The following is a 24,561-nucleotide window of genomic DNA, read 5'->3' as shown; positions in this document are numbered from 1 at the left end:
TTTCGCGTTGGAAGTGGAAGGGGCTGATCGGAGATTCCAGATGAAAACGCTTCTGACCGCGACCGCCATCGCGCTCCTTGCCGGCACGCCGGCCGCCTTTGCCCAGTCGAACGACGGCAACGACGTCGCGCCAATGGCGGCAGACAACAAGGTCGACACGCAGACTTTCGTCACCACCGTGCCCAACGCCAACGAGTTCGAGATTCAGTCGAGCAGGCTGGCCGAGGAGAAGTCACCGTCGGACGACGTCAAGGCCTTTGCCGATGAGATGATCAAGGACCACACCAAGGCCGCCGAGGATTTCAAGGCGGCGATGAGCCAGGGCCAGACGACGGCCTCGATCAAGCCCGCAGGCCCCGCGCTGCAGCCGAAGGAGCAGCAGATGCTCGACGAGTTGAAGAGCGCGAGCGGCAAGGATTTCGACGCCAAATACATCAAGATGCAGACGGATGCGCACAGGGATGCTGTGGCGCTGTTCAGCACCTACGCCAATTCGGGCGACGACCCGGCGATGAAGGAATTCGCCAAGAAGACGCTGCCGGTGCTGAAGATGCACGAGAAGCATGTCAAGGAACTGGCGGTGGCGCACCAGGGGTGAGGGTGGTTCTGCCCGCCGCAACGGGTCCTCAGCTCGCCTTGATCTGCTCGATCGCCGTTGCCAGCAACTCGTCCATGGCCTGGCGAATCTGAGCATCCGACTGGGCGACGCCTGCCGCGTCGAAATCGGCACGGACCTTGCGTAACACGTCGTTGTCGCCCGCTTCCTCGAAATCCGCGCGCACCACCTCTTTCGCATAGGCGTCGGCATCCGCGCCGGATTTGCCGAGCTTTTCTGCGGCCCACAGGCCGAGCAGCTTGTTCCGGCGCGCCACGGCCTTGAACTTCGTCTCCTCGTCCATTGCGAATTTCTTTTCGAAACCTTCCTGACGGTCCCTCATGCTGCTCATGGTTTGCCTCGCTCACACGTGAGTTCGACCGCCTCCGATGCATGAGAAAGAGCGGCCAGGAGAAACGAAAGTGGGGAGCATGAAGGCCTGTAGCAAGGCCTGATCGTGCCGTGGACGCCGCGGAACCGAAATTCGTGCCATGCCGGGCTGAAGCTCCGATGTGATTTGACCTGGCCCTGCCGTGGCCTACTTTCGACCACTGGCAGGAGGAGTGGAGGAGACTGGCGATGCAGTCATCTTTCAACCGGATACGCGGCGTCGCGCTGGCGGCATCGCTGATGCTTGTCGCCGGGACGGCGTATGCCCATCACGGCTGGTCGTGGACGCAGGACGACTTCTTTCAGCTCAAGGGCAAGATCGCGGCGATCTATATCGGCAATCCGCATGCGACGCTGGACGTCGATGCGGAGGGCGAGGTCTGGCGGGTGGAGATGGCGCCGCCCGCCCGCACCATCGCCGCCGGCTTCACGGAGGAGGTCGCCAAGGTCGGCGACGAGGTGACCGCGATCGGCCACCGCTCCCGCGACGAGTCGGAAAAGCGCATGAAGGCGGTGCGCATCAGCGTCGGCGGCAAGAACTATGACGTCTATCCCGACCGTGTGCCGCCGGCCTGATGGCGGAGTTTCTGGCCGGCATCGAGCAGCTTGCCTTGGTGCGAGGGCTGAAAGCCTCCTTTGTCGCCTATCCGATCGTCAACGCGCTGCACATCCTGGCGGTCGGCGCGCTGCTGACCAGCGTCGCCCTGATGGATCTCAGGGTCTGCGGGATGTTCCGCGCGCTGCCCTACGCGGCGTTTACCGGCCTGCTGCGCCGCACGGCATTCGTCGCTTTCGCCGGCGCGCTTGTCACCGGCTCGCTGCTGTTTTCGGTGCGGGCCAGCGCCTATGCGGCGATGCCGATCTTCCTCGCCAAGATGACGCTGATCCTACTCGCCGGGATCAATTTTCTCGGCTTCCTGTGGCTCGGCCGCGGACGCGGCGGAGACGAGCCGGCGGGCGGTCTGGCGGCCATGCTGGCGGCGCTTTCGCTGGCGCTGTGGATAGGCGTGCTGCTGGCCGGACGGTTCATCGGGTTTCTGTAGCGAGCGGCGCGCAGAAGGCCGGTGCTGAGGTCTGAATCCGCCCTGAGGAGAAGTTGCAGTCGGACGACGTCAAGGCGACGACGTGCGGGCAGCGCAGGTCGATCTCGTCTTCGGGCATCTCGTCCATCGCAAGGTTTTAGCCCACGGGCAGAATGCCGGGAAGCGGGTGCGGTTCCAGCGTCGCTGTCCGGTGGTGCGCTGAGAAGACGGGGTCGGAAATCACTCTACGGCGCCCCCCTCTGTCCTGCCGGACATCTCCCCCACTTGTGGGGAGATTGGCGGCTTCGGCGCCTCGCCAATCCTGCAACGTCGACGATTGGCGAAAGCCGCGATGACGGCTGATCTCCCTCCTTGTGGGGGAGATGTCCGGCAGGACAGAGGGGGGCGCCGTAGAGCGCAGTCGCGGGCGGCATCGCTCCAATATCCTGGCAAATTCCGCAAGCTGGCTCTGTGGCTGCGCTCGCCGCGAACTAAATTGCGACATCATTCGGGAGTGTTCCGTGCCCAAGATCGACCTATCCGCTGTGCCCGTCCGCAAAGGCTCCGGCTATCCGCCACCCTTCGACCAGCCCTGCGCCGAGCGCACCCGCCGCCGCCTCGGCGATGCGGGCGGCCTGAAGGATTTCGGCGTCAACCTGATGACGCTGCCGCCCGGCGGCTGGTCGAGCCAGCGCCACTGGCACAGCCATGAGGACGAGCTCGTCTACGTGCTGGAGGGCGAACTGACGCTGGTCGAGGATGGCGGCGAAACGCTGCTCAAGGCCGGCGATAGTGCTGCCTTCGCCAAGAACAGCGGCAACGGCCACCACATGATCAACCGGTCATCGGTCACGGCGCGCTACCTGGAAGTCGGCTCGCGCAACCCGGACGATGTCATCACCTGCTCGGATATCGACATGATGAGCCCGAGTTCGGATGGACGGTTTCTGCACAAGGATGGGAGGGCGTATGAGGGGCAGGGGTGAGGTTCCGCTTTCTCCCTTGTGGGCTCCACAAGGGAGAAGGGAGGGGCTGGCAGCCTCACCCAAAATATTCTTGCAGCGGCCGCACTTCGAGGTTCCCAGCCCGCAGCGCCGCAATCGCCTCTGCCACGGCCGCCGCACCCGACAGCGTCGTGTAATAAGGCACCTTCTGCATCAGCGTTGCCCTGCGCAGCGACTTGGAGTCCGACACCGCCTTCTGGCCGTCGGTGGTGTTGAAGACGATCTGGACCTGGCGGTTGCGGATGGCGTCCTCGATGTGGGGTCGGCCTTCGAGCACCTTGTTGATCTTTTCCGCCACCACCCCGTTCTCGGCGAGGAAACGGGCGGTGCCGGAGGTGGCGAGCACCTTGAAGCCCTGGCCGGAGAGGCGCTTCACCGCCGGCAATATGCCCTTCTTGTCCTCGTCGCGCACCGAGACGAACAGGGTGCCGGAGCGCGGCAGGTCGACATTGGCGCCGAGCTGGCTCTTGGCGAAGGCAAGGGCGAAGTCGCGGTCGAGGCCCATCACCTCGCCGGTCGAACGCATTTCCGGCCCCAACAAGATGTCGACGCCGGGGAAGCGGGCGAAGGGGAAGACGGCTTCCTTGACCGCGATGTGGCCAGGATTGCGCGGGTCGGGCATGGCGCCGTAGTGGGCGAAGGCGTTTTCCAGCGTCTCGCCAGCCATGATGCGGGCGGCAATTTTCGCAATGGGACGGCCGATGGTCTTGGCGACGAAGGGCACGGTGCGCGAGGCGCGCGGGTTGACCTCCAGCACATAGACCGTGCCGTCCTTGATCGCGTACTGCACGTTCATCAGGCCGCCGACATTGAGCGCGCGAGCGAGTGCGGCGGTCTGGCGCTCCAACTCGTCGACGAGGTCGGACGGCAAAGCGTGGACCGGCAGCGAGCAGGCGCTGTCGCCGGAATGGATGCCGGCCTCCTCGATATGCTCCAGGATGCCGGAGACGAAGGTATCCTTGCCGTCGCAGAGGCAGTCGACATCGACTTCGATGGCGCCGGTCAGATAGGTGTCGAAGAGCAGCGGGTTCTTGCCGAGCAGCGTGTTGATCTGGCCGGTCTTGTCGTTGGGGTATTTCTGCTTGATGTCCTCCGGCACCAGGCCGGGCACGGTGTCGAGCAGGTAGGTCTGCAGCATGCCCTCGTCATGGATGATCTGCATGGCGCGGCCGCCGAGCACGTAGGACGGGCGCACCACCAGCGGGAAGCCGAGCTCGGCGGCGACGAGGCGGGCCTGCTCGACCGAATAGGCGATGCCGTTCTTCGGCTGGGTGAGGCCGAGCTTGTGCAGGAGCTTCTGGAAGCGGTCGCGGTCCTCCGCCAGATCGATCATGTCGGGCGAGGTGCCGAGGATCGGGATGCCGGCCTTCTCCAGCGCGTCGGCCAGCTTCAGCGGCGTCTGGCCGCCGAACTGGACGATGACGCCGACGAGCTCGCCGGAGGCCTGCTCGGCGCGCAGGATCTCCAGCACGTCCTCCGCCGTGAGCGGATCGAAATAGAGGCGGTCGGAGGTGTCGTAGTCGGTCGACACGGTCTCCGGGTTGCAGTTGACCATAATCGCTTCGTAGCCGGCATCGCGCAGCGCGAAGGCCGCATGGCAGCAGCAATAGTCGAACTCGATGCCTTGGCCGATGCGGTTGGGGCCGCCGCCGAGGATGACGACCTTCTTGCGCGACGAGACGCGCGCCTCGTTGGCGAGTTCGCCGGCGAAGGGCACCTCATAGGTCGAGTACATGTAGGCGGTCGGCGAGGCGAACTCGGCCGCGCAGGTGTCGATGCGCTTATAAACCGGATGAACGTCGAGCTTTTGTCGAGTCTTCTGAATCACTTCCAGGTCGGTCTTGGTCAGCGACGCGAGGCGGGCGTCGGAGAAGCCCATGGCTTTCAGCATGCGCAGATTGGTCGAGTCCTGCGGCAGGCCATGCTCGCGGATGCGCTCCTCCATGGCGATGATGCCGGCGATCTGCTCCAGGAACCACGGGTCGATCTTGCACATGGCGTGCACGTCTTCGAGCGACGTGCCCATGCGGATCGCCTGCGCCACCATGCGCAGCCGGTCGGGGGTCGGCGTGCCGAGCGCGGCGCGGATGGCGTTGCGGTCGTCGACGTGGCTGGCTGGCGCAGTCCCGTGGCCGATGCCGGGAATCTCGATCTCGTCGAGGCCCGTCAGTCCGGTCTCTAGACCACGCAGCGCCTTCTGCAGCGATTCCTGGAAGGTGCGGCCGATGGCCATCACTTCGCCGACAGACTTCATGGCGGTGGTCAGCACCGGCTCGGCGCCGGGGAATTTCTCGAAGGCGAAGCGCGGGATCTTCGTCACCACATAGTCGATCGACGGCTCGAAGGAAGCCGGCGTGGCGCCGCCGGTGATGTCGTTCTCCAACTCGTCCAGCGTGTAGCCGACGGCGAGCTTGGCGGCGACCTTGGCGATCGGGAAGCCGGTCGCCTTGGAGGCCAGCGCAGAGGAGCGCGAGACTCGCGGGTTCATCTCGATCACCACCAGGCGGCCGTCGGCCGGGTTGACGGCGAACTGCACGTTGGAGCCGCCGGTCTCGACGCCGATCTCGCGCAGCACCGCGATCGAGGCGTTGCGCATCATCTGGTATTCCTTGTCCGTCAGCGTCAGCGCCGGCGCGACGGTGATGGAATCGCCGGTGTGCACGCCCATCGGATCAAGGTTCTCGATCGAGCAGATGATGATGCAGTTGTCAGCCTTGTCGCGGACAACCTCCATCTCATACTCCTTCCAGCCGAGCACGCTCTCCTCGATCAGCACCTCGGTGGTCGGGGACGCGTCGAGGCCGGACTGGACGATGTCGTAGAATTCGGCGCGGTTATAGGCGATGCCGCCGCCGGTGCCGCCCATGGTGAAGGAAGGGCGGATGATGGCCGGCAGGCCGACATGGTCGAGCGCCTGGGCGGCGACCCCCATGGCATGGCCGATGTAGCGCTGCTTGCGGTCGCCTTCGCCGAGGTTCCAGCGCGTTTCGAGCGCGTCGAGCGCGGCATCGAGGTTTTCCGGGTTTTCGGCCTTGAGCGCGGCGCGCTCGGCCTCATGGATCTTGCGGTCGGCGTCCTTGACCTCGGTGGCGTTGGCCAGCATCGAGCGTGGCGTCTCCAGGCCGATCTTGCTCATCGCCTGGCGGAACAGGGCGCGGTCCTCGGCCTTGTCGATGGCATGCGCGTCGGCGCCGATCATCTCGACACTGTAGCGGTCGAGCACGCCCATGCGGCGCAGCGACAAGGCCGTGTTCAGCGCCGTCTGCCCGCCCATGGTCGGCAACAGCGCATCGGGGCGTTCCTTGGCGATGATCTTGGCCACCACTTCCGGCGTGATCGGCTCGATATAGGTGGCATCGGCCAGCTCCGGATCGGTCATGATGGTGGCCGGATTGGAGTTGACCAGGATGACGCGGAAGCCCTCTTCCTTCAGCGCCTTGCACGCCTGGGTGCCGGAATAGTCGAACTCGCATGCCTGGCCGATGACGATGGGGCCGGCCCCGATGATCAGGATCGACTTGATGTCGGTACGTCTTGGCATGTCTACAGGTTCCGTTCGGCGAGCGGCTTGCACGAAAAACCGGGCGGGGGGAGGACCCGGCCGGTTGTGCTTGCGATTCTGGTATCAGGCTAGGAGGGCCTTATAGGGAAGAGTTTTGGCGGATGTAACCCCGAAAATGAGGGAGTAGGGGAGTAAGGGAGTAGGGGAGTAGGGGAGTAGGGGAGTAGGGGAGTAGGGGAGTAGGGGAGTAGGGGAGTAGGGGAGGAGACAGGTTCAAGCGGGCTGCGAAACATACTTCCCTATTTCATTCCCCCAGCGCCAACGCATCCGTAATCTCAAACCGCTCGGAAACGCCGACGCGGATCATGTTGAGCGTGCCCTCGCGAGTGAAACGGAACTTGTCCGGCGAGTCCGAGCCGGACGGCTGGCCGTCGCGGAAGAGGATGAGCCGCGTGCCGCCGTCCGGCCAGGCCACGGTCACGTCGCTGTCGCCGCCTGCACGCGCGACCGAGACTTGGCAGCGCGTCATCGGCTGGCCGATGCGGCGCGCGCAGGGAATGCCGCCGGCGGCATCCGGGGCAGGAGCTTCGGAGCCCGAGGTTGCCGCTGACGCCGCGAAGGCGAGGCCATAGGCGTCCTGCATGGCGGTCCTGCCGATATCGGCAGCGGAGGGCGGCTCGGCCGGGTCGGCGCTGCCCAGGCGCGCGCTGATATCGGGCGGCGGCGCTTCGGCGGGCGAAGCGCTGACTTCGGTGACCGGGGCGGCGCTGTCGTCGGGCGCGGGTGCCGGATTGCCGGGGCTGAGATAGCGCGCCGGCGCCCAGCCGACGATCTTCGCGCCCTGGGTGTCCTCGATCTTGCACCATGGATAGCCGTTGACGACATTGCAGCCGAGATTCTTGACAGCCACTCCGTTTGGCAGCCGCGCCGTCACCTTTCCGCCCGCTGAAGCGGTGGCGCGAATGTTGAGGAGGTCGTCCGGCGCCAGGCCGCCGATGATGGAGATGACCGTCTCTGGCGCGTCCTGGGCGAAAGCCGGCAGGACGGCCACCAGCAGCTGAGCGGCGAACAGTATCTGCAGCGTCGATCGGAGCGTGACTGTGCGCCTCATCCTTCGGCCATGGGCAATGCACTGCAATTCACACGGCGCGACTCAAGGAGCGCCATCGCAAGCCGAGGCGTTTATAGGAGACGTTGCTGCGCGATGTCATCGGAAAAATCCGGGCCGAAGGGTCATGACCAATTCAGGCGTCGATCTCGGTCTCCGCTGTGCCAATCACCGGCAGCGCCTTGTCCTCACCGGCCGCCGTTATCACGCTGTCGAGCAGGCCGGGGAAGCGGGCATCGAGATCAGCACGGCGCAGCGTGATCAGACGGCTGGTGCCGACCACCTCGGCGCGGGTCACGCCAGCTTCGCGCAGCTTGGCGAGGTGGTAGCTGAGGTTGGTCTTGGAGGCGAGATCGAGGAACTTGCTGCAGCTCAGCGGCACGCCTTCCTTGCTGGCGAGATAGCGCACGATGGCAAGCCTGGTCGGGTCGCCGAGCACGGCGAGCACGATCGGCAGGCTGATCTGGTCAGCGTTGGGGTGGGGCAAGGTCATGGACCAGAATTAAGCACAAACACGGCCGAGTTCAACGCGTCTCCTCCTTCGGCGGACCCGGACGATCCGTTCATCCCGGCCTCGTGCTGACATAGAGCTGTCAGCAGGGTTCAGCTATTTTTCCCAGGGTCCGTTGACATAACGTGCTGCCATGTCCAATTGTTCAATGACTTTTGAACTAAGGACAGATCCCATGGATAAGCGGCTCTACTGGCTAGCGCTCGGATCGTTCACGATCTCGACCGAAGGCTTCGTCATTTCCAGCCTCCTGCCCGACATCGCCGCCGATGCCGGCATCTCCGTTCCGCTCGCCGGCTCCCTGATCACAGCCTTCGCGCTTGCCTATGCGATCGGCGCGCCGGTCCTGGCGACGCTGACCGGCGAGTGGGACCGGCGGCGCGTGATCCTGTGGACGCTGGTGTTCTTCGTCGTTGGCAATGTTGCTGCCGCGCTCAGCTCGTCCTTCGAGCTGCTGCTGATTGCCCGCATCGTCATGGCGCTTTCGTCAGGCCTGTTCGCCGCGACCGCCCAAGGGACAGCGGTAGCCCTGGTCGATGATCACCATCGCGCACGCGCCATCGCCGTCGTCGTCGGCGGCACCACGGTGGCGGTTGCGGTCGGCGCGCCGCTCGGCGCGCTGGTCGCGGCCATCGCCGGCTGGCGCGGCACCTTCTTCGCAGTCGCCGGCCTCGGCGCGCTTGCCGGCGCGATCCTGTGGTGGCGCTTGCCGCGCGGCATCATCGGCACCAGGCTGCCGCTCAAGGCGCGGGTGGCGGCGGCGCTCCGTCCCGGCATCATGCCGATCCTGGCGACGACGGTGCTGGCGCTGACCGGCGCCTTCACGGTGTTCGCCTTCATCGCGCCGTTGGCCATCGACGGTGTGGGCTTGAGCCCGCTGGCGCTGCCCGGAATGCTGCTCGCCTTCGGCATCGGCGCCGTCATCGGCAACATCGCCGGCGGCCAGGCGGCCGACCGCTTCGGCGCGACCCGCACCGTCGGCTGGTCGCTGGCGCTGAGTGCAGCGATGCTCGTCACCTTCTCGCTGATTCCGACCTTCCTGCCGCACACGATCGCCGGCCCGGCACTCTTGGTCATGATGGTGCCGTGGGGCATCGTCGGCTGGGCCTTCGCGCCGGCGCAGGCGAGCCGCATCATCAGGATCGCGCCTGATGCGGCGCCAATCGTGCTGTCGCTCAATGCTTCGGCGCTCTATTTCGGCGTCGCGCTCGGCGCGATCGTCGGCGCTGCCGTGCTGCGCCTCGGCGCGCCGGCGGATCTCGGCCTGATCGCGGCGCTGTTCCCTATCGCTGGATTGGGCGTCGTGCTTGCCGGTCGGGTGCTTGCCCGGCCAGTCGCCATGCCGGCGGAATAAGATCGGAACTGGTTGCCTTGCGCGACGCTACGTCGTGCGACGCCGCTCTCAAGCTGGCCGCCACATCTGCAGGATCGAGGCGGCCAGCAGCAGGCCAAGGACGATGTTGAGCGCGCGCCACTGCCGCTCGGTCTTGAGCAGCCGGGCGAGCAGCGTGCCCGCTACGCACCAGAGCGACAAAGAAAAGGCCGCGGCAAGGCCGAACACCGAACCGAGCAGTAGCGCAAGCTGGACGGGACTGTCGGCCAGTGCCGCGAAGGAGGCGGCAGCACCCAATCCCATCGCCCAGCCCTTCGGGTTCATCCACTGAATGCCGGCGCCGCCGAAAAAACTGTTCGGCCTGGCCATGCTGACATCGAGATTGGGCGGGCCACTGCGGCCGATCTTGAGCGCCAGCCAGATCAGGTAGATCGAGCCGGCGATCTTCATCGCGAGTTGCAGCGAAGGGACGGCGGTGAGCAGTCCGGCGAGGCCTGCCGCGCCGGCAGCCGCCACCGATGCCAATCCCGCCGCGCTGCCGGCCATCAGCGGCACCGACCGGCGAAAGCCGAACTGCGCGCCGGACGCCGTCGAAAGGGTTGTCGCGATCCCAGGCGTCGAGGTCGAGACCAGCGCGAACAGGACAAGAGGGATAACGGTCTCGGACATCTGGCTTCCCCGGTGGAAGGAGCGTCGGAATCTAGCCGTCCTGCATCATCAGTAAATGCAATGTTTGATATGGATTGAATTACAAAATATAATGCCATTTATGATCCGCGATCTCGACACGACCCTCATTCGCACCTTCGTGACCACAGCCGAGAAGGCGAGCATGACGGCCGCCGCCAACGCGCTTCATCTGACCCAAGGCGCGGTCAGCCAACACGTCAAGCGGCTGGAGGAGGTGCTTGGCCAGACATTGTTCGAGCGCGACCGGCGAGGCCTGAGGCTGACGCGCGCCGGCGAGCGGCTGCTCGACAACGGCAGGCGGCTGTTGCAGTTGAATGACGAGATCCTGGCAGAGATCCGGGGCAAGGTGGTTGCCGGACAGGTGCGGCTCGGCGTGCCATACGATCTTGTCGGCACGCTGCTCCAGCCGGTGCTGAAGGCCTATGCCGAAGCCTTTCCGCAGGTGGAGATCTCGCTGGTCTGCGCCTCCTCGCCCGAACTCGCGGCGGCACTTGCGGCAGGGACAATCGATCTTGCCATCATCGAGGAGCGGGCCGGGCGATCAAGCGGCGAATGCCTGCTCGTCGACCGGCTGGTCTGGGTCGGCGCGAGAGGCGGAACGGCACGGCTGAAACGACCGCTGCCGGTCTCGATCGTCGCCGACACCTGCGCGTTCCGACCGGCGGTGCTGGCCGCGCTCGGTGAGCATGGGCTCGACTGGCGCACCGTGTTCGAAAACGGCAATATCGACGCCACGACGGCGACGGTGCGTTCGGACCTTGCGGTGACCACGTGGCTTGCCTCGACGGTGCCTGTCGATCTCGACATCCTGTCCGATGCCGGCCTTCCGCCTCTGCCGGAGTTTTCCGTGAACCTGCATCTGCCGAAACACGCCGTCACACCGCCCGCGCAAGCCTTCGCGGATCATATCCGCAAAGGCTTGGCGCGCTACCGTCAGGCAGCGTGAGCGCGAGTTCCCCTCGCCCCTCCGCATTCGTGGAGGCGAGGAACGGATCGCCGGTTCTACTTCCAGGTGCGGCGCCGCTCGAGCTCAGCCTCGGAAGGCTCCTCCTGGGCGAACGAGCCGGTGCGGATCTCGCCGCTGCGTTCATAGTTCGCCATGATCACGCCGGTGCTCGAGGCCTGCGACCTGGTGAGCCTGAAGGCAGCCGGCATCGCGCCGTCGCCGAACAGTCGCTTGCCCTTGCCGAGCAACAACGGGAAGATCATCAGCCGGATCTCGTCGATCAGCCCGTTGGCGAGCAGAGTCTGGATCAAATTGCCTGATCCCTGAATGAGCAGGTCAGGTCCGTCTTCCTCTGTGAGCTGCCGGAGCCTTGCCACGACATCTGGCCCAAGCGAGTGGGTGTTCTCCCAAGTCAGGGAATCCGGGCGGTGCGTCGCCACATATTTGGTCGCGGGGTTGAAGGCATCTGCGATCTTATCTTTCTGATACGGCCAGTATGCGGCGAAGATGTCGTAGGTTCTGCGGCCGAGCAGCAGGGCAAAGGGTTTGGAGAATAATTCATCCAAAGCGGCGCCTGCCACCTCATCAAAGTAATGAAACGTCCAGCCGCCGAATTTGAAGCCGCCGACCGGATCCTCTTCCGGTCCGCCCGGCGCCTGCATGACGCCGTCGAGGCTGACGAATGTGGCGGCGATGATCTTTCGCATTTGTCTCTCCCTTATCGTTATCCGCGCCGTCATGGCAGGGCTGTCAGCCTAAGGACGAGCCGCAAGGCTCCGTTCCGACACGGGTCTGTCAATTTCTTTGGCGCTTGCTGTCGGCGCGAACGGCGCGTGACGAGAACCAGACATCCTCGAAGATGGCGGTGGCGGTGCGGTCCGGTGTCCTGTCGGCGGAAAGCCAGATCGAGCGGCTTCGCGCCGCCTTGTCCCGGTCGGGGATTTTCGCGGACGGACCAACGGCGGAAGCGCCGACGCAAGGGATGAACCAGGAGCCCATGAACGGCTCGCAGGAAAAGCCCGCCTGCGTTCTGGTGACGACAACCGCAAGGCCGATGCGTTCGGCCGGGCGCCATGGAAAGACCAGCCGGCCGCCAGGGTTCAGGGCCTTGAGCCAATTGAGGGGAGGGGCCGCGACCCCGGCATTGACATAGATGATGTCGGAGGGCGGCAGCGCGCTGGCGACCGCATCGCCATGGATGACCTGTACATTCGGATACGACGCGAGGTTCTGCCTGGCGCGCTCGGCAAGGTCAGCCTCCAGCTCGAAGGCGGCAACGGCCCCTCCGGGCTCGACGAGCTTTGCCAGCAGCGCGCTGTAGTAGCCGGTGCCGGCACCGATATGGACTACGGCTTCGCCGGGCTTTGGCGCGATCTTGCCCATCCACATGGCGTGCAGGATCGGCTCGCCATTGTTGATGCCCTTGTCGGCATCGAGCACAACCAGCACGTTCTGGTAGATGAAGCTTGGATCGTCACTCGGGGTTTCGATCCGGCCGTCGCCGGCGATGATCGTCCACGGCCCAGGGCCGAGAAATGCCTCGCGCGGCACCGAGGCGAATGCTTCTTCAAGGCGGGGGCCGGCGGATCGCGCCTGGGCGGCCATCAGTCTGGCATAGAATTTTCGAGCTTCGGCGGAACGCGTCATGTCCTACGAACATAGCGCAGCCAGCCGGTTTGTCGCCGGTCGTGATCTCAGCCGAAACCGGTGACCGTGTCGTAGAGCAGCTTGAAATTGAGCACCAGGATGATGGCGGCGACCACCCAGGCCAGCAACGCGACGGCACGCGGAATGGCGAACTTGCCCATCTTCTTCTTGTCCGACACGAACTGCACCAGAGGCACGACGGCAAAGGGCAGTTGCATCGACAGGATCACCTGACTGAAGACCAGCAACTGGGCGGTGCCTTTTTCGCCGTAAAGCGCAGTGACGATCACCACGGGGACGATGGCGATGCCGCGCGTCAGCAGGCGGCGCGCCCATTGCGGGATGCGCAGCCTAAGAAAGCCCTCCATCACGATCTGGCCGGCCAGCGTTGCCGTGACCGTCGAATTGAGGCCCGAAGCAAGCAGCGCCACCGCGAACAGCGTTGAGGCGATGCCCAGGCCGAGCAGCGGCGAGAGCAGTTCGAAGGCCTGGCCGATCTCGGCGACATCCTGATGGCCGGTGTTGTGGAAGGCCACGGCCGAGACGATGAGGATGGATGCGTTGACGAACAGCGCCAGGATCAGCGCAATGGTCGAATCCGTCGTGGCCCACTTGATCGCGTCGCGCCTGCCGGCGTCGTTGCGCTCATAGGCGCGGGTCTGCACGATCGAGGAATGCAGGTACAGATTATGCGGCATCACGGTCGCGCCGATGATGCCGATGGCGATGTAGAGCATTTCCGGGTTGGTGACGATCTGCGACGACGGCACGAACATGGAATGCAGTATCGAGCCGACCGGAGGGGCGGCGGCCACGATCTGCACGGCAAAGCAGCCGAAAATGATGATCAGAAGCGCGATGATGAAGGCTTCGAGGAAGCGGAAGCCCTTGTTCATCAGGAAGAGCAGCAGGAAAGCGTCGAGCGCTGTGATGATGGCGCCGCCGATCAGCGGAATGCCGAACAGCAGCTGCAGCGCGATCGCCGTGCCGATGACCTCGGCCAGGTCGCAGGCGATGATCGCCAGTTCGCAGGCGATCCAGAGCAGGAAGTTGACCGGGCGAGGATAGTAGGCGCGGCAGGCCTGGGCCAGGTCGCGGCCGGTGGCGATGCCGAGCCGCGCGGCCAGCGCCTGCAGCAGGATCGCCATCAGGTTGGACAGCATGATGATGAAGAGCAGCGTGTAGCCGAACTGGGCGCCACCGGCGAGGTCGGTCGCCCAGTTGCCGGGGTCCATGTAGCCGACCGAAACCATGTAGCCGGGTCCGATGAAGGCGAACAGGCGACGGAACCAGACCCCTGTCTGCGGCACCCTGATCGAGGCGTTGACCTCGCGCAGGCTCGGTGGCTCGTCGTCGACCCTGTCAAACCGCCAGGCGGATCGGGCTACGGCTGCTGCATCGGCGTCGGACATGAGGCATTCCGGTGAAGAGGGTAGGATTACCGCCTCTATTTACGCCATGGCTCAACATTATGCAATAGGCTATATTTCATTGATCGTGCTTTCGTGATATGCGCAAACAGCGCTTGGCCACCCGCCGCGAAGGCCGGTTGCGTCGGCGTGGGAATGCAAATAAACGGCCAGACTACGCCGGGTCCGTGCTATGAATGCGGAGCCGATTCAATCCCAAGGAGGGGCGCGTATTGGCGCTGAGGAACAGACCGGTTCGACGCGAAAACGCGCTCCCCGATGCCGAAATCCACTCGGAGGGCTTTCGGCAGACGCGGGAAGCGCGCCGCGGCGCGCTTGTCGAAGACTATGTCGAACTGATCGCCGATCTCATCGAAGACGGCAATGAGGCGCGTCAGGTCGATATCGCGGCAAGGCTCGGCGTCGCGCAGCCGACCGTGGCGAAGATGCTGACCAGGCTGTGCGCCGACGGGCTGGTCTCGAGAAAGCCCTATCGCGGCGTGTTCCTGACCGAGACAGGCCGCAAAGTCGCCGAAGAAAGCCGCATCCGACACCAGACGGTCGAGGCCTTCCTGCGCTCGCTGGGTGTCAGCGCCGAGACGGCGCGGATCGATGCCGAGGGCATCGAGCACCATGTCAGTGCCGAGACGCTGGAAGCTTTCCGCAGAGCGATGACCGCGCGCTGACCCCCTCGGTTTCCAGTCAAGCTGGAACCGCCAAGCATCCAGCGCGTTCGTCTCCAGTCCGCGATCATGGCGGCCAGGGAGGAATGCGATGGGCGTCGAACACGCACCGACCGAAAAAGGCAAGGAGGCGGCAAAGGGATTACGGCAGGCGGCAGCCTTGGACAAGCGCAAGACCGAGGCCGAAACCGGCCGCCCGCTGAAGAAAGGCGCAGCGCGGTCCGAGGAGCGCTCAAAAAGCTCCGACGGCAAAAGCGCCGGCACAAAGCAGTGAGGCTGAAAACGACGGGCTCCGGATCTCACCCTCCGCACAACCCAAAAAAGCTGTGCCTTGAAGTGACATTGGGCTAATTGTTACGAGGGGGCGGTCGCGGACCGGACCTGACATACGCATCGCGAGGAGTTGCCATGCTTTGGAGAGGCCGTCGTCAGAGCGACAATATTGAGGATCAGCGCGGTGACAGCGGTGGTTTCGGCGGCAGCCCTGGCCAGTTCCGCATCCCGATCGGTGGTGGTGCCGGCGGCGGACGGATGTCCATGTCGACCATTATCATCCTGGTGGTGCTCTATTTCGGCCTGAAGGCACTCGGAATCGATCCGCTGCAAGTGTTGAGCGACGGCGGCTCGCTGCCGGGTGGCGGCGGTCAGATCACCGAAGACAACAGTTCCCAGGGCGGCGCGCCGGCTTCCGACGAGATGAAGCAGTTCGTTGCCACGGTGCTGGCAGAAACCGAGGACACCTGGACGGGCATCTTCAAAGCGAACGGCTTAACCTATGAAGATCCGAAGCTGGTGCTGTTCAGCAGCCAGATCCGCTCGGCCTGCGGGTTCGCCTCGTCGGCGGCGGGGCCGTTCTACTGCCCGAACGACCACAAGGTCTATCTCGACATGACGTTCTTCCAGCAGTTGGATCAGCAGTTCGGAGCTTCCGGCGAGTTTGCCAGGGCCTATGTGATCGCGCATGAGGTCGGCCACCACGTGCAGAACCTCACCGGAATCCTGCCGAAGTTCAACCAGATGCGGCAAGGGATGAGCGAAGCCGAGGCCAACCAATGGTCGGTGAAGGTCGAACTGCAGGCCGACTGCTTCGCCGGGGTGTGGGCGCACTACACCGGACAAAAGGGGATTTTGGAGCAGGGCGACATCGAAAGCGCGCTAAACGCGGCCAAGCAGATCGGCGACGACACCTTGCAGAAGAAGATGCAGGGCTATGTCGTTCCGGAAAGCTTCAACCATGGCACCTCGGCACAGCGGCAGACCTGGCTGGCCCGCGGCTACAAGAGCGGGAAGCTTTCGGACTGCGATACTTTCAACAACCCGGTCTGAGCGACACATTATCGTCAGGCGTTTGGCAGCGCTGCCGGCAACTCACTGCCAGAATGAGTATTTGCTATTGCTCGCTTGTTGTTCCAGGCAACAAGCTCGCCTATAAGGTGCTCCCGTCTTGGTCCGAGGGCGGCCGAGGAGCTTGACCCCATCATGATCGATCCCAAGACGGCCAAGCGGGGACTTGCCCTCGTTTTCACCACGCTGCTGCTCGACATCATCGGCTTCGGAATCATCATGCCGGTGCTGCCCGCCTATCTGCGGGAACTGACCGGAGTCGGCATCAGCGAGGCGGCGATCGAAGGCGGCTGGCTGTTCTTCGTCTACGCAGCCATGCAGTTCGTGTTTGCCCCTATCATCGGCGGCTTGAGCGATCGCTTCGGCCGACGGCCCGTCCTGCTTGCCTCGGTGCTCACCTTTTCCATCGACAATCTGATCTGCGCCGTCGCCTGGTCCTATCCGATGCTGTTCATCGGACGAGTGCTGGCCGGCATCTCCGGCGCCAGCCATTCGACGACCTCCGCCTTCATTGCCGACATCTCCACCGACGACAACCGGGCTAAGAACTTCGGCCTGCTCGGCATCGCCTTCGGCGTCGGCTTCATCATCGGCCCGGTGCTGGGCGGGCTGCTCGGCACCTTCGGGCCGCGCGTGCCGTTCTACTTCGCCGCGGGGCTCGCCTTCGTGAATTTCCTCATCGGGTTGTTCTTTCTGCCGGAGACGCTCGACGACAAGCACCGCCGCCGCTTCGAATGGAAGCGGGCCAACCCGGTCGGCACGCTCGTCCAGATGCGCAACTATCCGGGCATCGGCTGGATCGGCCTTGCCTTCTTCCTGATGACGCTCGGGCACATGATGTATCCGGCTGTATGGTCCTTCGTCTCCAATTACCGCTACGGCTGGAACGAGCAGCAGATCGGCCTTTCGCTCGGAGTCTTCGGCCTGTGCGGGGCGATCGTCATGGCGACGGTGCTGCCCAGGATCGTCCCGAAGCTCGGCGAATGGAAGACAGCGGCGATCGGCCTCACCTTCACCGCGCTCAGCGCCTTCGGCTATGCGTTGTCGACGCAAGGCTGGATGATCTATGCGGTGATCGTCGCCGGTTGCCTGGAGTCGCTCGCCGACCCGCCGCTCAGAAGCCTTGCCGCGGCCAAGGTGCCACCTTCGGCGCAGGGCGAACTGCAGGGCGCGATGACATCGATCTTCTCGATCACCTCGATCATCACGCCGCTGCTCTATACGGGGATATTTTCCTGGTTCACCGGTCCAAGCGCGCTAGTGGTGTTCGGCGGTGCGCCTTACGTGCTCGGCGCGATCTTCATGACGTTGGCGGCAATCGTCTTCGTGACGAAGGTGGCCAAGCCGACGCCAAAGGAAGTCGAGCGCATGCACGCCCAGGAAGCGGTGACCGACGCGGTTTGAGGGGTGTTGATATTCAGGTGATGCCGGCCTGCAAATGGCGGCTTCCTGCGCTTCCGGTGCTCACGTGTCTCAAGTACGCTCCGCTCCGATCTCGGAACCCGCCATTTTGGTCGCTTCGCGTCTTCGATTCGGCCTGACCTGAATCTCAACACCCTTAGGCCGCTAGGCCCGTTCGGCCAGCGCTTCTTCGCCGCGGCGCTGGCGGATAAGATTGACGAAGCGGCGGAAGAGGTAGTGCGAATCCTGCGGTCCCGGTGAAGCCTCGGGGTGATGCTGCACCGAGAACACCGGCCGGCCGGTCAGCGCGATGCCGCAGTTCGAGCCGTCGAACAGCGAGACATGGGTCTCCTCGACGCCGTCGGGCAGCGAGTCGGCATCCACGGCGAACCCATGGTTCATCGAGACGATCTCGACCTTGCCGGTGGTGTGGTCCTTGACCGGGTGGTTGGCGCCATGGTGGCCCTGGTGCATCTTCTCGGTCTTGCCGCCGAGCGCCAACGCCAGCATCTGATGGCCGAGGCAGATGCCGAACACCGGGATGTCGGTCTTGAGCAGGTCCTTGATGATCGGAACGGCATAGCCGCCGGTGGCTTCCGGGTCGCCGGGGCCGTTGGACAGGAAGATGCCGTCCGGCTGCATGGCAAGGATCTCTTCCGCATCGGTCTTGGCCGGCACGACGGTGACCTTGGCGCCGAGGCCGGCAAGCAGGCGCAGAATGTTGCGCTTGACGCCATAGTCGATGGCAACGACATGCATCGAGGGCTCGTCCTGCTCGCCGAAGCCTTCGTTCCAGATCCAAGGTGTCTCGCGCCAGACGGAGGACTGGCCAGAGGTGACTTCCTTGGCAAGATCGAGCCCGACCAGGCCCGACCAGGCAGCGGCGCGGCGCTTGAGATCGTCGATGTCGAAGTTGCCGTCGGGCGCATGCGCGACGACGGCATTCGGCGAGCCCTTCTCGCGGATCAGCACGGTGAGCGCACGTGTGTCGATGCCCGCAAGGGCAATGATGCCGCGCCGCTTCAGCCACTGGTCGAGATGTCCGGCTGCCCGGTAATTGGAGGGGTCGGTGACATTGGCCTTGAAGATTGCGCCGTCAGCGCCGGCGCGCGCCGCCGGATTGAGGTCCTCGATGTCCTCGTCGTTGGTGCCGATATTGCCGATATGCGGGAATGTGAAGGTGACGATCTGGCCGGCATAGGACGGGTCGGTGAGGATTTCCTCGTAGCCGGTGAGCGCGGTGTTGAAGCACACTTCCGCAACCGCCGATCCGGTGGCGCCGAGGCCGCGACCTTCGATCACCGTGCCGTCGGCAAGGACCAGAAGGGCGGTCGGCTTCTCCGTGACCCAGGGGGCAGTCGTGGCGGCCATGGCGGCACTCCTAAAGACTGCTTCCGGACCATCCCGTCCACGGGACGATCCGCGCAGCAAATAGCGCGCAGCGGCGAATTCGCGGGCCTGCGCGCAACCAAAGTTTCAGTTCATGCGAGGCTCAGTACATAGGGGAAGGCACCGAGGCGGTCAATGAGGCTGCCTCCGAACGGCATCGATTTATTTCGGCAAGCAAAATCAGATACTTGCCGGGATTTGCCTTGTCCGTTCGGCAAAGCTATTGTCCGCCGCGTTCGAAGGAGAAGCACGATGCGCGAGAAAATCGCCGAATCCATGAAGAGCGCGATGAAGGCGCAGGACAAGCACCGGTTGCCGACGCTGCGGCTGATCCAGGCCGCCATCCATGACCGCGACATCGCCAATCGCGGCGCCGGCAAGCCGGCGGCGAGCGAAGAAGAAATCCTGCAGATCATGGCCAAGATGGTGAAGCAGCGCGAGGAGTCGGCCAAGGCGTTCGAGGACGGCAAGCGGCCGGAACTGGCTGCCCAGGAGCGCGGCGAGATGGAGATCATCCGCGAGTTCCTGCCGCAACAGCTCGACGACGCGGCGATCACGGCGGCGGCGCGCGAAGCGATCGCTGCAATGGGTGCTGCCAGCCAGAAGGACATGGGCAAGGTGATCGGCGCGCTGAAACAGAAATATGCCGGACAGATGGACTTCGCCAAGGCAAGCGCCATCGTCAAAGGGCTGCTGCAGTAACGAAAGGCTGTTGCGTTGCTACGTGGCCGCCGCCGCTGGCGAGCGGCGACAGTCTCAAGGTCCCTTGCAGATCGGCACCGGCTGCGGCGGTGGTGCCGGATGGTCCTTCTTGTACTGCGCGATAATCGGCTCGAGCGTCTTCTTCGGCCAGAATTTCGGCGAGCCGATCTCGTTCAGGCAGGACGCGTTCCAATAGAGGCCAGCGCCTGACAGCGACTGGCCGGCGGCCTTGGCGCGGGCGATCGCCGCGATGTCGCGCGATTCAGGATAGATGTAGAGCGTCGTCGGGTTGTTCTTGACCAGCGGGATGATCTGCTCGGCATCGGCGGGCGACCAGCTGGTGCAGCCATTGCTGCGCCCGCCGGCGTAGTTCACCAATTTCCCAAACGGGACAAAACCGTCGTGGTCGGCGTAAGAGCTTTGCGGATTTTTGCGCATGCACATTCCCCGCAGCAGTGCCGCCGGATGGCCACCGATGACGCGCTGCCTAGCGTTTGCGGTCTCGCCTTCACCATCGAATTGGATGAAGGTGCGCATGAACACCGCATCCTGCTTTGCGCCGACGCGGTAGTAGCCCTTGAACGAAGTTTTCGCTTCGGCGGTCATGTAGGCGCCGCCGGCCGTCAGCTCCGAGTCCATCGCATTGCCGAAGTTTTTCGCGCAACGCCTGCCGTTGGAGAAATTGGCAACGCCTTTGAGGTTGCGGCCGCTGCCATGGCCGGACGAGACCGCGCGAAAGAGCTGCTTGGTTTCACAGATGATGTAGTAACGCTGGCCAAGCACACTGTTGCCCAGATCGCCTGGACGCGTCGCGTCCATGGCAAAGTAGCAGGGATTCGCGACCGAACCTTCGCTGACCTTCTTCTGGTAAAGCGCGCGCGCCCGCTCCAACACTATTTGCGAGATCTGCCCTTCGCCATCGCCGACATGGCGCTGCAGCCAGTCGGGAATGTCCGAGGCCCGCGACGCTGCGAAGGAGCGAGGTGTCATCGCCAGCGCGAAGGCGATGAGGACGCTGCAGATAGTGGCGACACCCAGCGGAACAAATTTCAACCGCACCAGCTCAATTCCCCCGTTCACAATTAACTTGCGGTGAATCACCCGAGAACGATCATAAGAGGTATCGCGCCAATCGGCGAAACACTTCTAGTTTAGGTGCAGCTTGCTGGAAATCCGCGATCGGTCATGATCGAAATCGTCAAACCTGCGCTCCAACATCTGCCGTCCTACAAGGCGGCGCTGGAGCGCGGCTGGTCGCCGGACAATGTGCGGCTGCTGGAAGCCACGCGCGAGCAGCTGGCGGCCATCGCGCAAGATCCTGTCGCCTTTCTCGCCAGTCTCGACGATCCCGAGGCGAAGGGGCCGCCGATCGCCTTGCCCGACGGCACCAAGGTGCCGCGCCTGCCGGGTTTTCGCCGCTGGATCTGGGATGGCGAAGCGGCCGGCTCGATTGGCCTTCGCTGGCAGAATGGCACATCCGAGCTGCCGCCGCATGTGCTTGGCCATATCGGCTATGCCGTGGTGCCGTGGAAGCGAGGCCGGGGCTATGCCACTCAGGCGCTGCGGCTGATGCTGGCGGAGGCGAGGGCGGTCGGTCTTGAGTATGTCGAGATCACCGCCAAGCCGGGCAACCCCGCCTCGCAGAAGGTGATAAGCGCGAATGGCGGCAGGCTGGTGGGGCGCTTCCTCGAGGATGCCGCCTATGGCGGTGCCGAGAGCTTGAGGTTCCGGATCGATCTTTGATCGGGCCCGGCTCTACTCAGCCGCTGCCGGCAGCGGCGGCGTCGCGCGGCTGCGCCATTCCCACGCCTGCGAGGCGACGGCCACAGTCACGGCCACCAGCATGGCGAGCACGCCTGCCAGGGGCAGGCTGCGATAGCCGTAGCCGGCATTAAGGATCGCCGCGCCGAGCGAGGCGGCGAGCGCGATGCCGACGTTGAAGCCGGACGGGATGAGCGAGGAGGCAAGGTTGGAGGCGTCGGCGGTCCAGGCGAGAATGCGGGTCTGGATCGGTGCGCCGATGGCGAAGTTGAGGCCGCCCCAGATGACGATCGCCACAACCATCGGCACCGGATAGGGGCTGACGGCATAGATCACCGCCAGCATCACGGCCTGCAGGCAAAGCATGGTGATCAAGGACGGCATCAGCTTCCAATCGGAGAGCTTGCCGCCGATGAAGACCCCGATCGTGGCGCCGACCCCGTTGAGCAGCAGCACCCAGGGGATCAAGTTCTCGTCGAGGCCGGTGACCTCGACCAGGGTCGGGGTGATGTAGGTGAAGAGGCCGAACTGGCCGATCATCAGCATCAGCATCAGGATAAGCGACGTCCAGACCTGCTGGCGTCCCAGCACACGCACTTCCCGCGCCAGGCCAGCCGGCCGGTTCGCGGCCCCGGCCGTGCGCGGCAGCAGGGCGAGCATGGCCAGGATCGCGACGAGGCCCAGCGCTCCCATGACCCAGAAGGTCGAGCGCCAACCCCCGCGCGACCTCCGGCAGCACGCCGGCAATGACGAATTCGGTGGTGCCGAAGGCGAAGGCGGCGATGAACAGGGCAATCAGCGCAAGCATGATTCAAAAACGCGTCGGACGGAATGCACCGCCTCAGATCATGCCGGAGCGCAGCCGGCAATGCAGAAATTGTCGACGCCGCTTTAGCTTTTCTTCAGCGGATCCCAAAACGGGTCTGCTCGGTTCAGGAACTAGGCGACCTTTCGGCGGCCGTAAGGGATCTTCAGCCAGGCCCGTTCGTGCAGATAATAGAGCAGCGATTTGGTGATGACTTCGGTCACGCCAATCGTGGCCGCGAGCTTTACGCTTCCGGTGACGACCAGTGAGATGATCATCGTGTCGATCGTGCCGGTGGCGCGCCAGGAAAGCGCTTTGGCGAAGCTGCGCGAATGGGTGTCTATCAACGCGGTCATCCTCCCAGACTAACTCGACCAACTTCTTAGCCGAGAGAAGCGAGGATGGGCAAAGCCTAATTTCTGCACCGCTGCGGACGAGCCTTGCCGCACGACTGTCGCTAGCCGGCCTTCAGCCGCGAGCCGCCGAGCAGTCCGCGCTCCTCGAGCACGGGATAGGCCATCGATGCGAGCAGCGAGTTGATCTGCTTGAGATCGCGGATGGTGTCGAGATGGATGGAGCTGGTCTCGACGCTCTTGGCGGTGCCGTCGCGCAGCCGCAGGAAATGGCTGGCGCTGGTTTCCTTCTCGCGCTCGCGCAGCAGATCCTTCTCCAGCACCAGCTGGCGCGCCGTCTCGGGATCGCGCGAGACCAGCACGTTGAAGGCCAGCCGCGCATTGGCCAGCACCGAGGCGTGGAAGGCGCAGAGCTCGCGCCACCCCTCGGGCGTGAACTCCAGCCCGCGCTCGAGCTTCTTCCGGACATGCACCAGCATGTTGCGCACGATGATGTCGCCGACCTGCTCCAGCTTGACGCAGGCGCCGATCAGTTCCTGGCAGCGCAGCGCCTCGTCCTCGGTCAGTGGGTTCCTGGTGACCTTGGCGAGATAGAGCTTGATCGCCGCATGCTTCTGGTCGACGCGGTCGTCGAGTGCCGCCAAGGCCTTGATCTTGCCGGCATCGGCGCTCTCGTAGAGCTCGATGATGCGCTTCAGCATGATCTCGACGATCTCGCAGACCCGCACGACCTCGCGGGTGGCGTTGGCCAGCGCCTGGCTCGGCGTGTCGAGCGCGCTCTCGTTGAGCGCCGACAATTCGACGACGTCGAGGCCGGCTGCCGGCTCGGCCTTGCCGCCAATCGCCACGATCTTCTCCGACGCGCGATACACCAGACCGGCGAGCGGCAGGCCGGCAAGCAGGATGATGACGTTGAACAGGATGTGGGCGTTGACGATCTGGTCCGAAGCGGTCGCGCCGAGGAAGGCGAACTGCGGCCTGAAGATCATGAACAGGATCAGCATGACGAGCGAGCCGAGCCCGCGCATCAAGAGGTTGCCGATCGGCACGACGCGGACTTCCGGCGCTGCCGAGCGGGTCAGCACCGGCGCGATGACCGACGAGCCGAGATTGACGCCGAGGATGAGGACCACGCCGAGCTCCGGAGTGATCACGCCGCGGCCCGCCAGCGTCGCCATCAGCAGGACAGCTGCGATGCTCGACTGGAACAGCCAGGTGATCAGCGCCGCCAGCAGGTAAGTGGTTATGGCGTCTCCGGAGAAATAGGTGATGATGACCGGCATGAGCTGGCTGTCGCGCAGCGGCTCGGAGGCCTGGCCGATCATCTCCAGCGACAGGATCAGCAGCCCGATGCCGACCAGGATGCGGCCGGACTGGCGCCAGTCGCGCCGCTCGGTGGCCATGAACATGACGGTCCCAGCGACCAGGCACAACGGCACCAGGAGCGACAGGTCGAAGGTGAGCAGTTTGGCGACCAGCGCAGAGCCGATCTCGGCGCCACGCACAGCGAGCTGCCCGGCGGCGCCCGACACGATGCCGGCGCCGGCGAAGGAGCCGACCAGCAGTGTGACGGCGGTGGAACTCTGCAGCGCGATGGCCAGGCCACAGCCGGCCAGCACCGCCATGATCGGATTGCGCATGGTGGCGCGCAGCCTGTGGCGCAGCATGTCGCCATAGGCGCGCTCGACGCCCGTCTTGACCAGGCGGGTGGCAAACAGCATCAGCGCCACTGCGCCGGCAAGGTGCAGCAGGACGACGGACCCGCTCATGCGCGGCCTCGCGGCGAGGCGGCAGGCAGGCGGAAAAGAGGCCGAATCATAAGCATTTCAGGAGCCGAAGTTACTCCAAACCGATTTTAGCCGGGTAATAAATTATGCACGAATTGGCCTGTGGCTGACAGGCGACGGCGCGTGTCGGAAATGGATGAAAGCACATTGGTTGCATGGGCAAGCCGGACGGCAGGTCC

At 64.5% G+C, this 24,561-nt stretch carries 24 protein-coding genes and 1 pseudogene; 12 read left to right on the top strand and 13 right to left on the bottom strand.

Annotated elements, in window-relative coordinates; all coding sequences use genetic code 11:
• Positions 1-40 precede the first annotated feature (40 nt).
• Positions 41-598, top strand: coding sequence for a DUF4142 domain-containing protein (locus EN818_RS24455; protein WP_095806912.1), 558 nt, complete (start codon positions 41-43; stop codon positions 596-598).
• 28 nt (positions 599-626) lie between these two features.
• Here EN818_RS24455 and EN818_RS24450 read toward each other — a convergent pair whose 3' ends face one another.
• The gene (locus EN818_RS24450; RefSeq protein WP_095806911.1) at positions 627-947 is read right to left on the bottom strand and encodes a DUF1476 domain-containing protein; all 321 of its coding nucleotides are present in this window, start codon (positions 945-947) and stop codon (positions 627-629) included.
• 227 nt (positions 948-1,174) lie between these two features.
• On the opposite strand from EN818_RS24450, the gene EN818_RS24445 reads away from it, so the two are divergent.
• From EN818_RS24445 to EN818_RS24430, 3 genes are all read left to right on the top strand, one after another.
• Entirely contained in the window at positions 1,175-1,561 is a 387-nt protein-coding gene (locus EN818_RS24445; protein ID WP_095806910.1) for a DUF6152 family protein, read from the top strand.
• Complete coding sequence (locus EN818_RS24440; protein WP_095806909.1) at positions 1,561-2,028, top strand: hypothetical protein; 468 nt, start codon at positions 1,561-1,563, stop codon at positions 2,026-2,028. Before EN818_RS24445 ends, EN818_RS24440 begins: the two co-directional genes overlap by 1 nt.
• A gap of 500 nt (positions 2,029-2,528) precedes the next feature.
• Positions 2,529-2,993 carry a cupin domain-containing protein gene (locus tag EN818_RS24430; protein ID WP_095806908.1) on the top strand — a complete coding sequence of 155 codons (465 nt, stop codon included), beginning with the start codon at positions 2,529-2,531 and terminating at the stop codon, positions 2,991-2,993.
• Between the two features lie 55 nt (positions 2,994-3,048).
• Here the strand turns inward: EN818_RS24430 and carB are convergent, their stop codons facing one another.
• The 3 genes from carB to EN818_RS24415 all read right to left on the bottom strand — a co-directional run bounded on the left by carB (position 3,049) and on the right by EN818_RS24415 (position 8,114).
• A complete protein-coding gene (gene carB / locus EN818_RS24425) occupies positions 3,049-6,552 on the bottom strand; it encodes a carbamoyl-phosphate synthase large subunit (protein WP_095806907.1) in 3,504 nt (1,167 codons plus the stop codon).
• A gap of 265 nt (positions 6,553-6,817) precedes the next feature.
• Positions 6,818-7,624, bottom strand: a complete 807-nt coding sequence (locus EN818_RS24420) for an SH3 domain-containing protein (RefSeq protein WP_095806906.1) — start codon at positions 7,622-7,624, stop codon at positions 6,818-6,820.
• A gap of 133 nt (positions 7,625-7,757) precedes the next feature.
• The gene (locus tag EN818_RS24415) at positions 7,758-8,114 is read right to left on the bottom strand and encodes a helix-turn-helix transcriptional regulator (RefSeq protein WP_095806905.1); all 357 of its coding nucleotides are present in this window, start codon (positions 8,112-8,114) and stop codon (positions 7,758-7,760) included.
• A gap of 193 nt (positions 8,115-8,307) precedes the next feature.
• On the opposite strand from EN818_RS24415, the gene EN818_RS24410 reads away from it, so the two are divergent.
• Positions 8,308-9,486 (top strand): MFS transporter, encoded by a 1,179-nt coding sequence (locus EN818_RS24410; RefSeq protein ID WP_095806904.1) that lies wholly within the window; start codon positions 8,308-8,310, stop codon positions 9,484-9,486.
• Between the two features lie 48 nt (positions 9,487-9,534).
• On the opposite strand, the gene EN818_RS24405 is transcribed toward EN818_RS24410, so the two are convergent.
• On the bottom strand, positions 9,535-10,134 hold the full coding sequence (locus EN818_RS24405) for a LysE family translocator (RefSeq protein WP_095806903.1): 600 nt from the start codon (positions 10,132-10,134) through the stop codon (positions 9,535-9,537).
• A gap of 100 nt (positions 10,135-10,234) precedes the next feature.
• Here EN818_RS24405 and EN818_RS24400 point away from each other — a divergent pair, with 100 nt between their 5' ends.
• On the top strand, positions 10,235-11,101 hold the full coding sequence (locus EN818_RS24400; protein ID WP_095806902.1) for a LysR substrate-binding domain-containing protein: 867 nt from the start codon (positions 10,235-10,237) through the stop codon (positions 11,099-11,101).
• A 56-nt stretch (positions 11,102-11,157) separates the two neighbouring features.
• On the opposite strand, the gene EN818_RS24395 is transcribed toward EN818_RS24400, so the two are convergent.
• The 3 genes from EN818_RS24395 to EN818_RS24385 form a co-directional block, all read right to left on the bottom strand.
• A complete protein-coding gene (locus EN818_RS24395) occupies positions 11,158-11,808 on the bottom strand; it encodes a dihydrofolate reductase family protein (protein WP_095806901.1) in 651 nt (216 codons plus the stop codon).
• Between the two features lie 88 nt (positions 11,809-11,896).
• Positions 11,897-12,748, bottom strand: a complete 852-nt coding sequence (locus EN818_RS24390; RefSeq protein WP_095806900.1) for a protein-L-isoaspartate O-methyltransferase — start codon at positions 12,746-12,748, stop codon at positions 11,897-11,899.
• 47 nt (positions 12,749-12,795) lie between these two features.
• Positions 12,796-14,160 carry an Nramp family divalent metal transporter gene (locus EN818_RS24385; protein WP_129553844.1) on the bottom strand — a complete coding sequence of 455 codons (1,365 nt, stop codon included), beginning with the start codon at positions 14,158-14,160 and terminating at the stop codon, positions 12,796-12,798.
• Positions 14,161-14,390: 230 nt separating this feature from the next.
• Here EN818_RS24385 and mntR point away from each other — a divergent pair, with 230 nt between their 5' ends.
• The 4 genes from mntR (at position 14,391) to EN818_RS24365 (ending at position 17,588) form a co-directional block, all read left to right on the top strand.
• Complete coding sequence (gene mntR, locus EN818_RS24380) at positions 14,391-14,843, top strand: manganese-binding transcriptional regulator MntR (protein WP_165350005.1); 453 nt, start codon at positions 14,391-14,393, stop codon at positions 14,841-14,843.
• Positions 14,844-14,931: 88 nt separating this feature from the next.
• Positions 14,932-15,114, top strand: coding sequence for a hypothetical protein (locus EN818_RS24375; RefSeq protein WP_095806897.1), 183 nt, complete (start codon positions 14,932-14,934; stop codon positions 15,112-15,114).
• A 134-nt stretch (positions 15,115-15,248) separates the two neighbouring features.
• The gene (locus EN818_RS24370; RefSeq protein ID WP_095806896.1) at positions 15,249-16,166 is read left to right on the top strand and encodes a neutral zinc metallopeptidase; all 918 of its coding nucleotides are present in this window, start codon (positions 15,249-15,251) and stop codon (positions 16,164-16,166) included.
• A gap of 153 nt (positions 16,167-16,319) precedes the next feature.
• Positions 16,320-17,588, top strand: a complete 1,269-nt coding sequence (locus tag EN818_RS24365; protein ID WP_095806895.1) for a TCR/Tet family MFS transporter — start codon at positions 16,320-16,322, stop codon at positions 17,586-17,588.
• 162 nt (positions 17,589-17,750) lie between these two features.
• On the opposite strand, the gene carA is transcribed toward EN818_RS24365, so the two are convergent.
• Positions 17,751-18,956, bottom strand: coding sequence for a glutamine-hydrolyzing carbamoyl-phosphate synthase small subunit (gene carA, locus EN818_RS24360; protein WP_135904605.1), 1,206 nt, complete (start codon positions 18,954-18,956; stop codon positions 17,751-17,753).
• A gap of 270 nt (positions 18,957-19,226) precedes the next feature.
• Between carA and EN818_RS24355 the strand changes: the two genes are divergently transcribed.
• Positions 19,227-19,676: a GatB/YqeY domain-containing protein gene (locus tag EN818_RS24355; RefSeq protein ID WP_095806893.1), complete on the top strand. Its 450-nt coding sequence runs from the start codon at positions 19,227-19,229 to the stop codon at positions 19,674-19,676.
• A gap of 54 nt (positions 19,677-19,730) precedes the next feature.
• Here EN818_RS24355 and EN818_RS24350 read toward each other — a convergent pair whose 3' ends face one another.
• Positions 19,731-20,735, bottom strand: coding sequence for a hypothetical protein (locus tag EN818_RS24350; protein ID WP_095806892.1), 1,005 nt, complete (start codon positions 20,733-20,735; stop codon positions 19,731-19,733).
• A 126-nt stretch (positions 20,736-20,861) separates the two neighbouring features.
• Between EN818_RS24350 and EN818_RS24345 the strand changes: the two genes are divergently transcribed.
• On the top strand, positions 20,862-21,419 hold the full coding sequence (locus tag EN818_RS24345) for a GNAT family N-acetyltransferase (RefSeq protein WP_095806891.1): 558 nt from the start codon (positions 20,862-20,864) through the stop codon (positions 21,417-21,419).
• A 12-nt stretch (positions 21,420-21,431) separates the two neighbouring features.
• On the opposite strand, the pseudogene EN818_RS24340 reads toward EN818_RS24345, so the two are convergent.
• The 3 genes and pseudogenes from EN818_RS24340 to EN818_RS24330 form a co-directional block, all read right to left on the bottom strand.
• A pseudogene (locus EN818_RS24340) lies at positions 21,432-22,248 on the bottom strand (MFS transporter).
• Positions 22,249-22,376: 128 nt separating this feature from the next.
• On the bottom strand, positions 22,377-22,586 hold the full coding sequence (locus EN818_RS24335) for a DUF2061 domain-containing protein (RefSeq protein ID WP_095807034.1): 210 nt from the start codon (positions 22,584-22,586) through the stop codon (positions 22,377-22,379).
• A 113-nt stretch (positions 22,587-22,699) separates the two neighbouring features.
• Complete coding sequence (locus tag EN818_RS24330) at positions 22,700-24,364, bottom strand: Na/Pi cotransporter family protein (RefSeq protein ID WP_135904603.1); 1,665 nt, start codon at positions 24,362-24,364, stop codon at positions 22,700-22,702.
• Positions 24,365-24,561: the final 197 nt, after the last annotated feature.

This window comes from Mesorhizobium sp. M3A.F.Ca.ET.175.01.1.1 (assembly GCF_004791945.1).
In the GTDB taxonomy this organism is placed as follows: Bacteria; Pseudomonadota; Alphaproteobacteria; order Rhizobiales; family Rhizobiaceae; genus Mesorhizobium.
The sequence above is the reverse complement of the archived record's forward strand: the minus strand, read 5'-3'. Positions and strand labels throughout refer to the sequence as shown.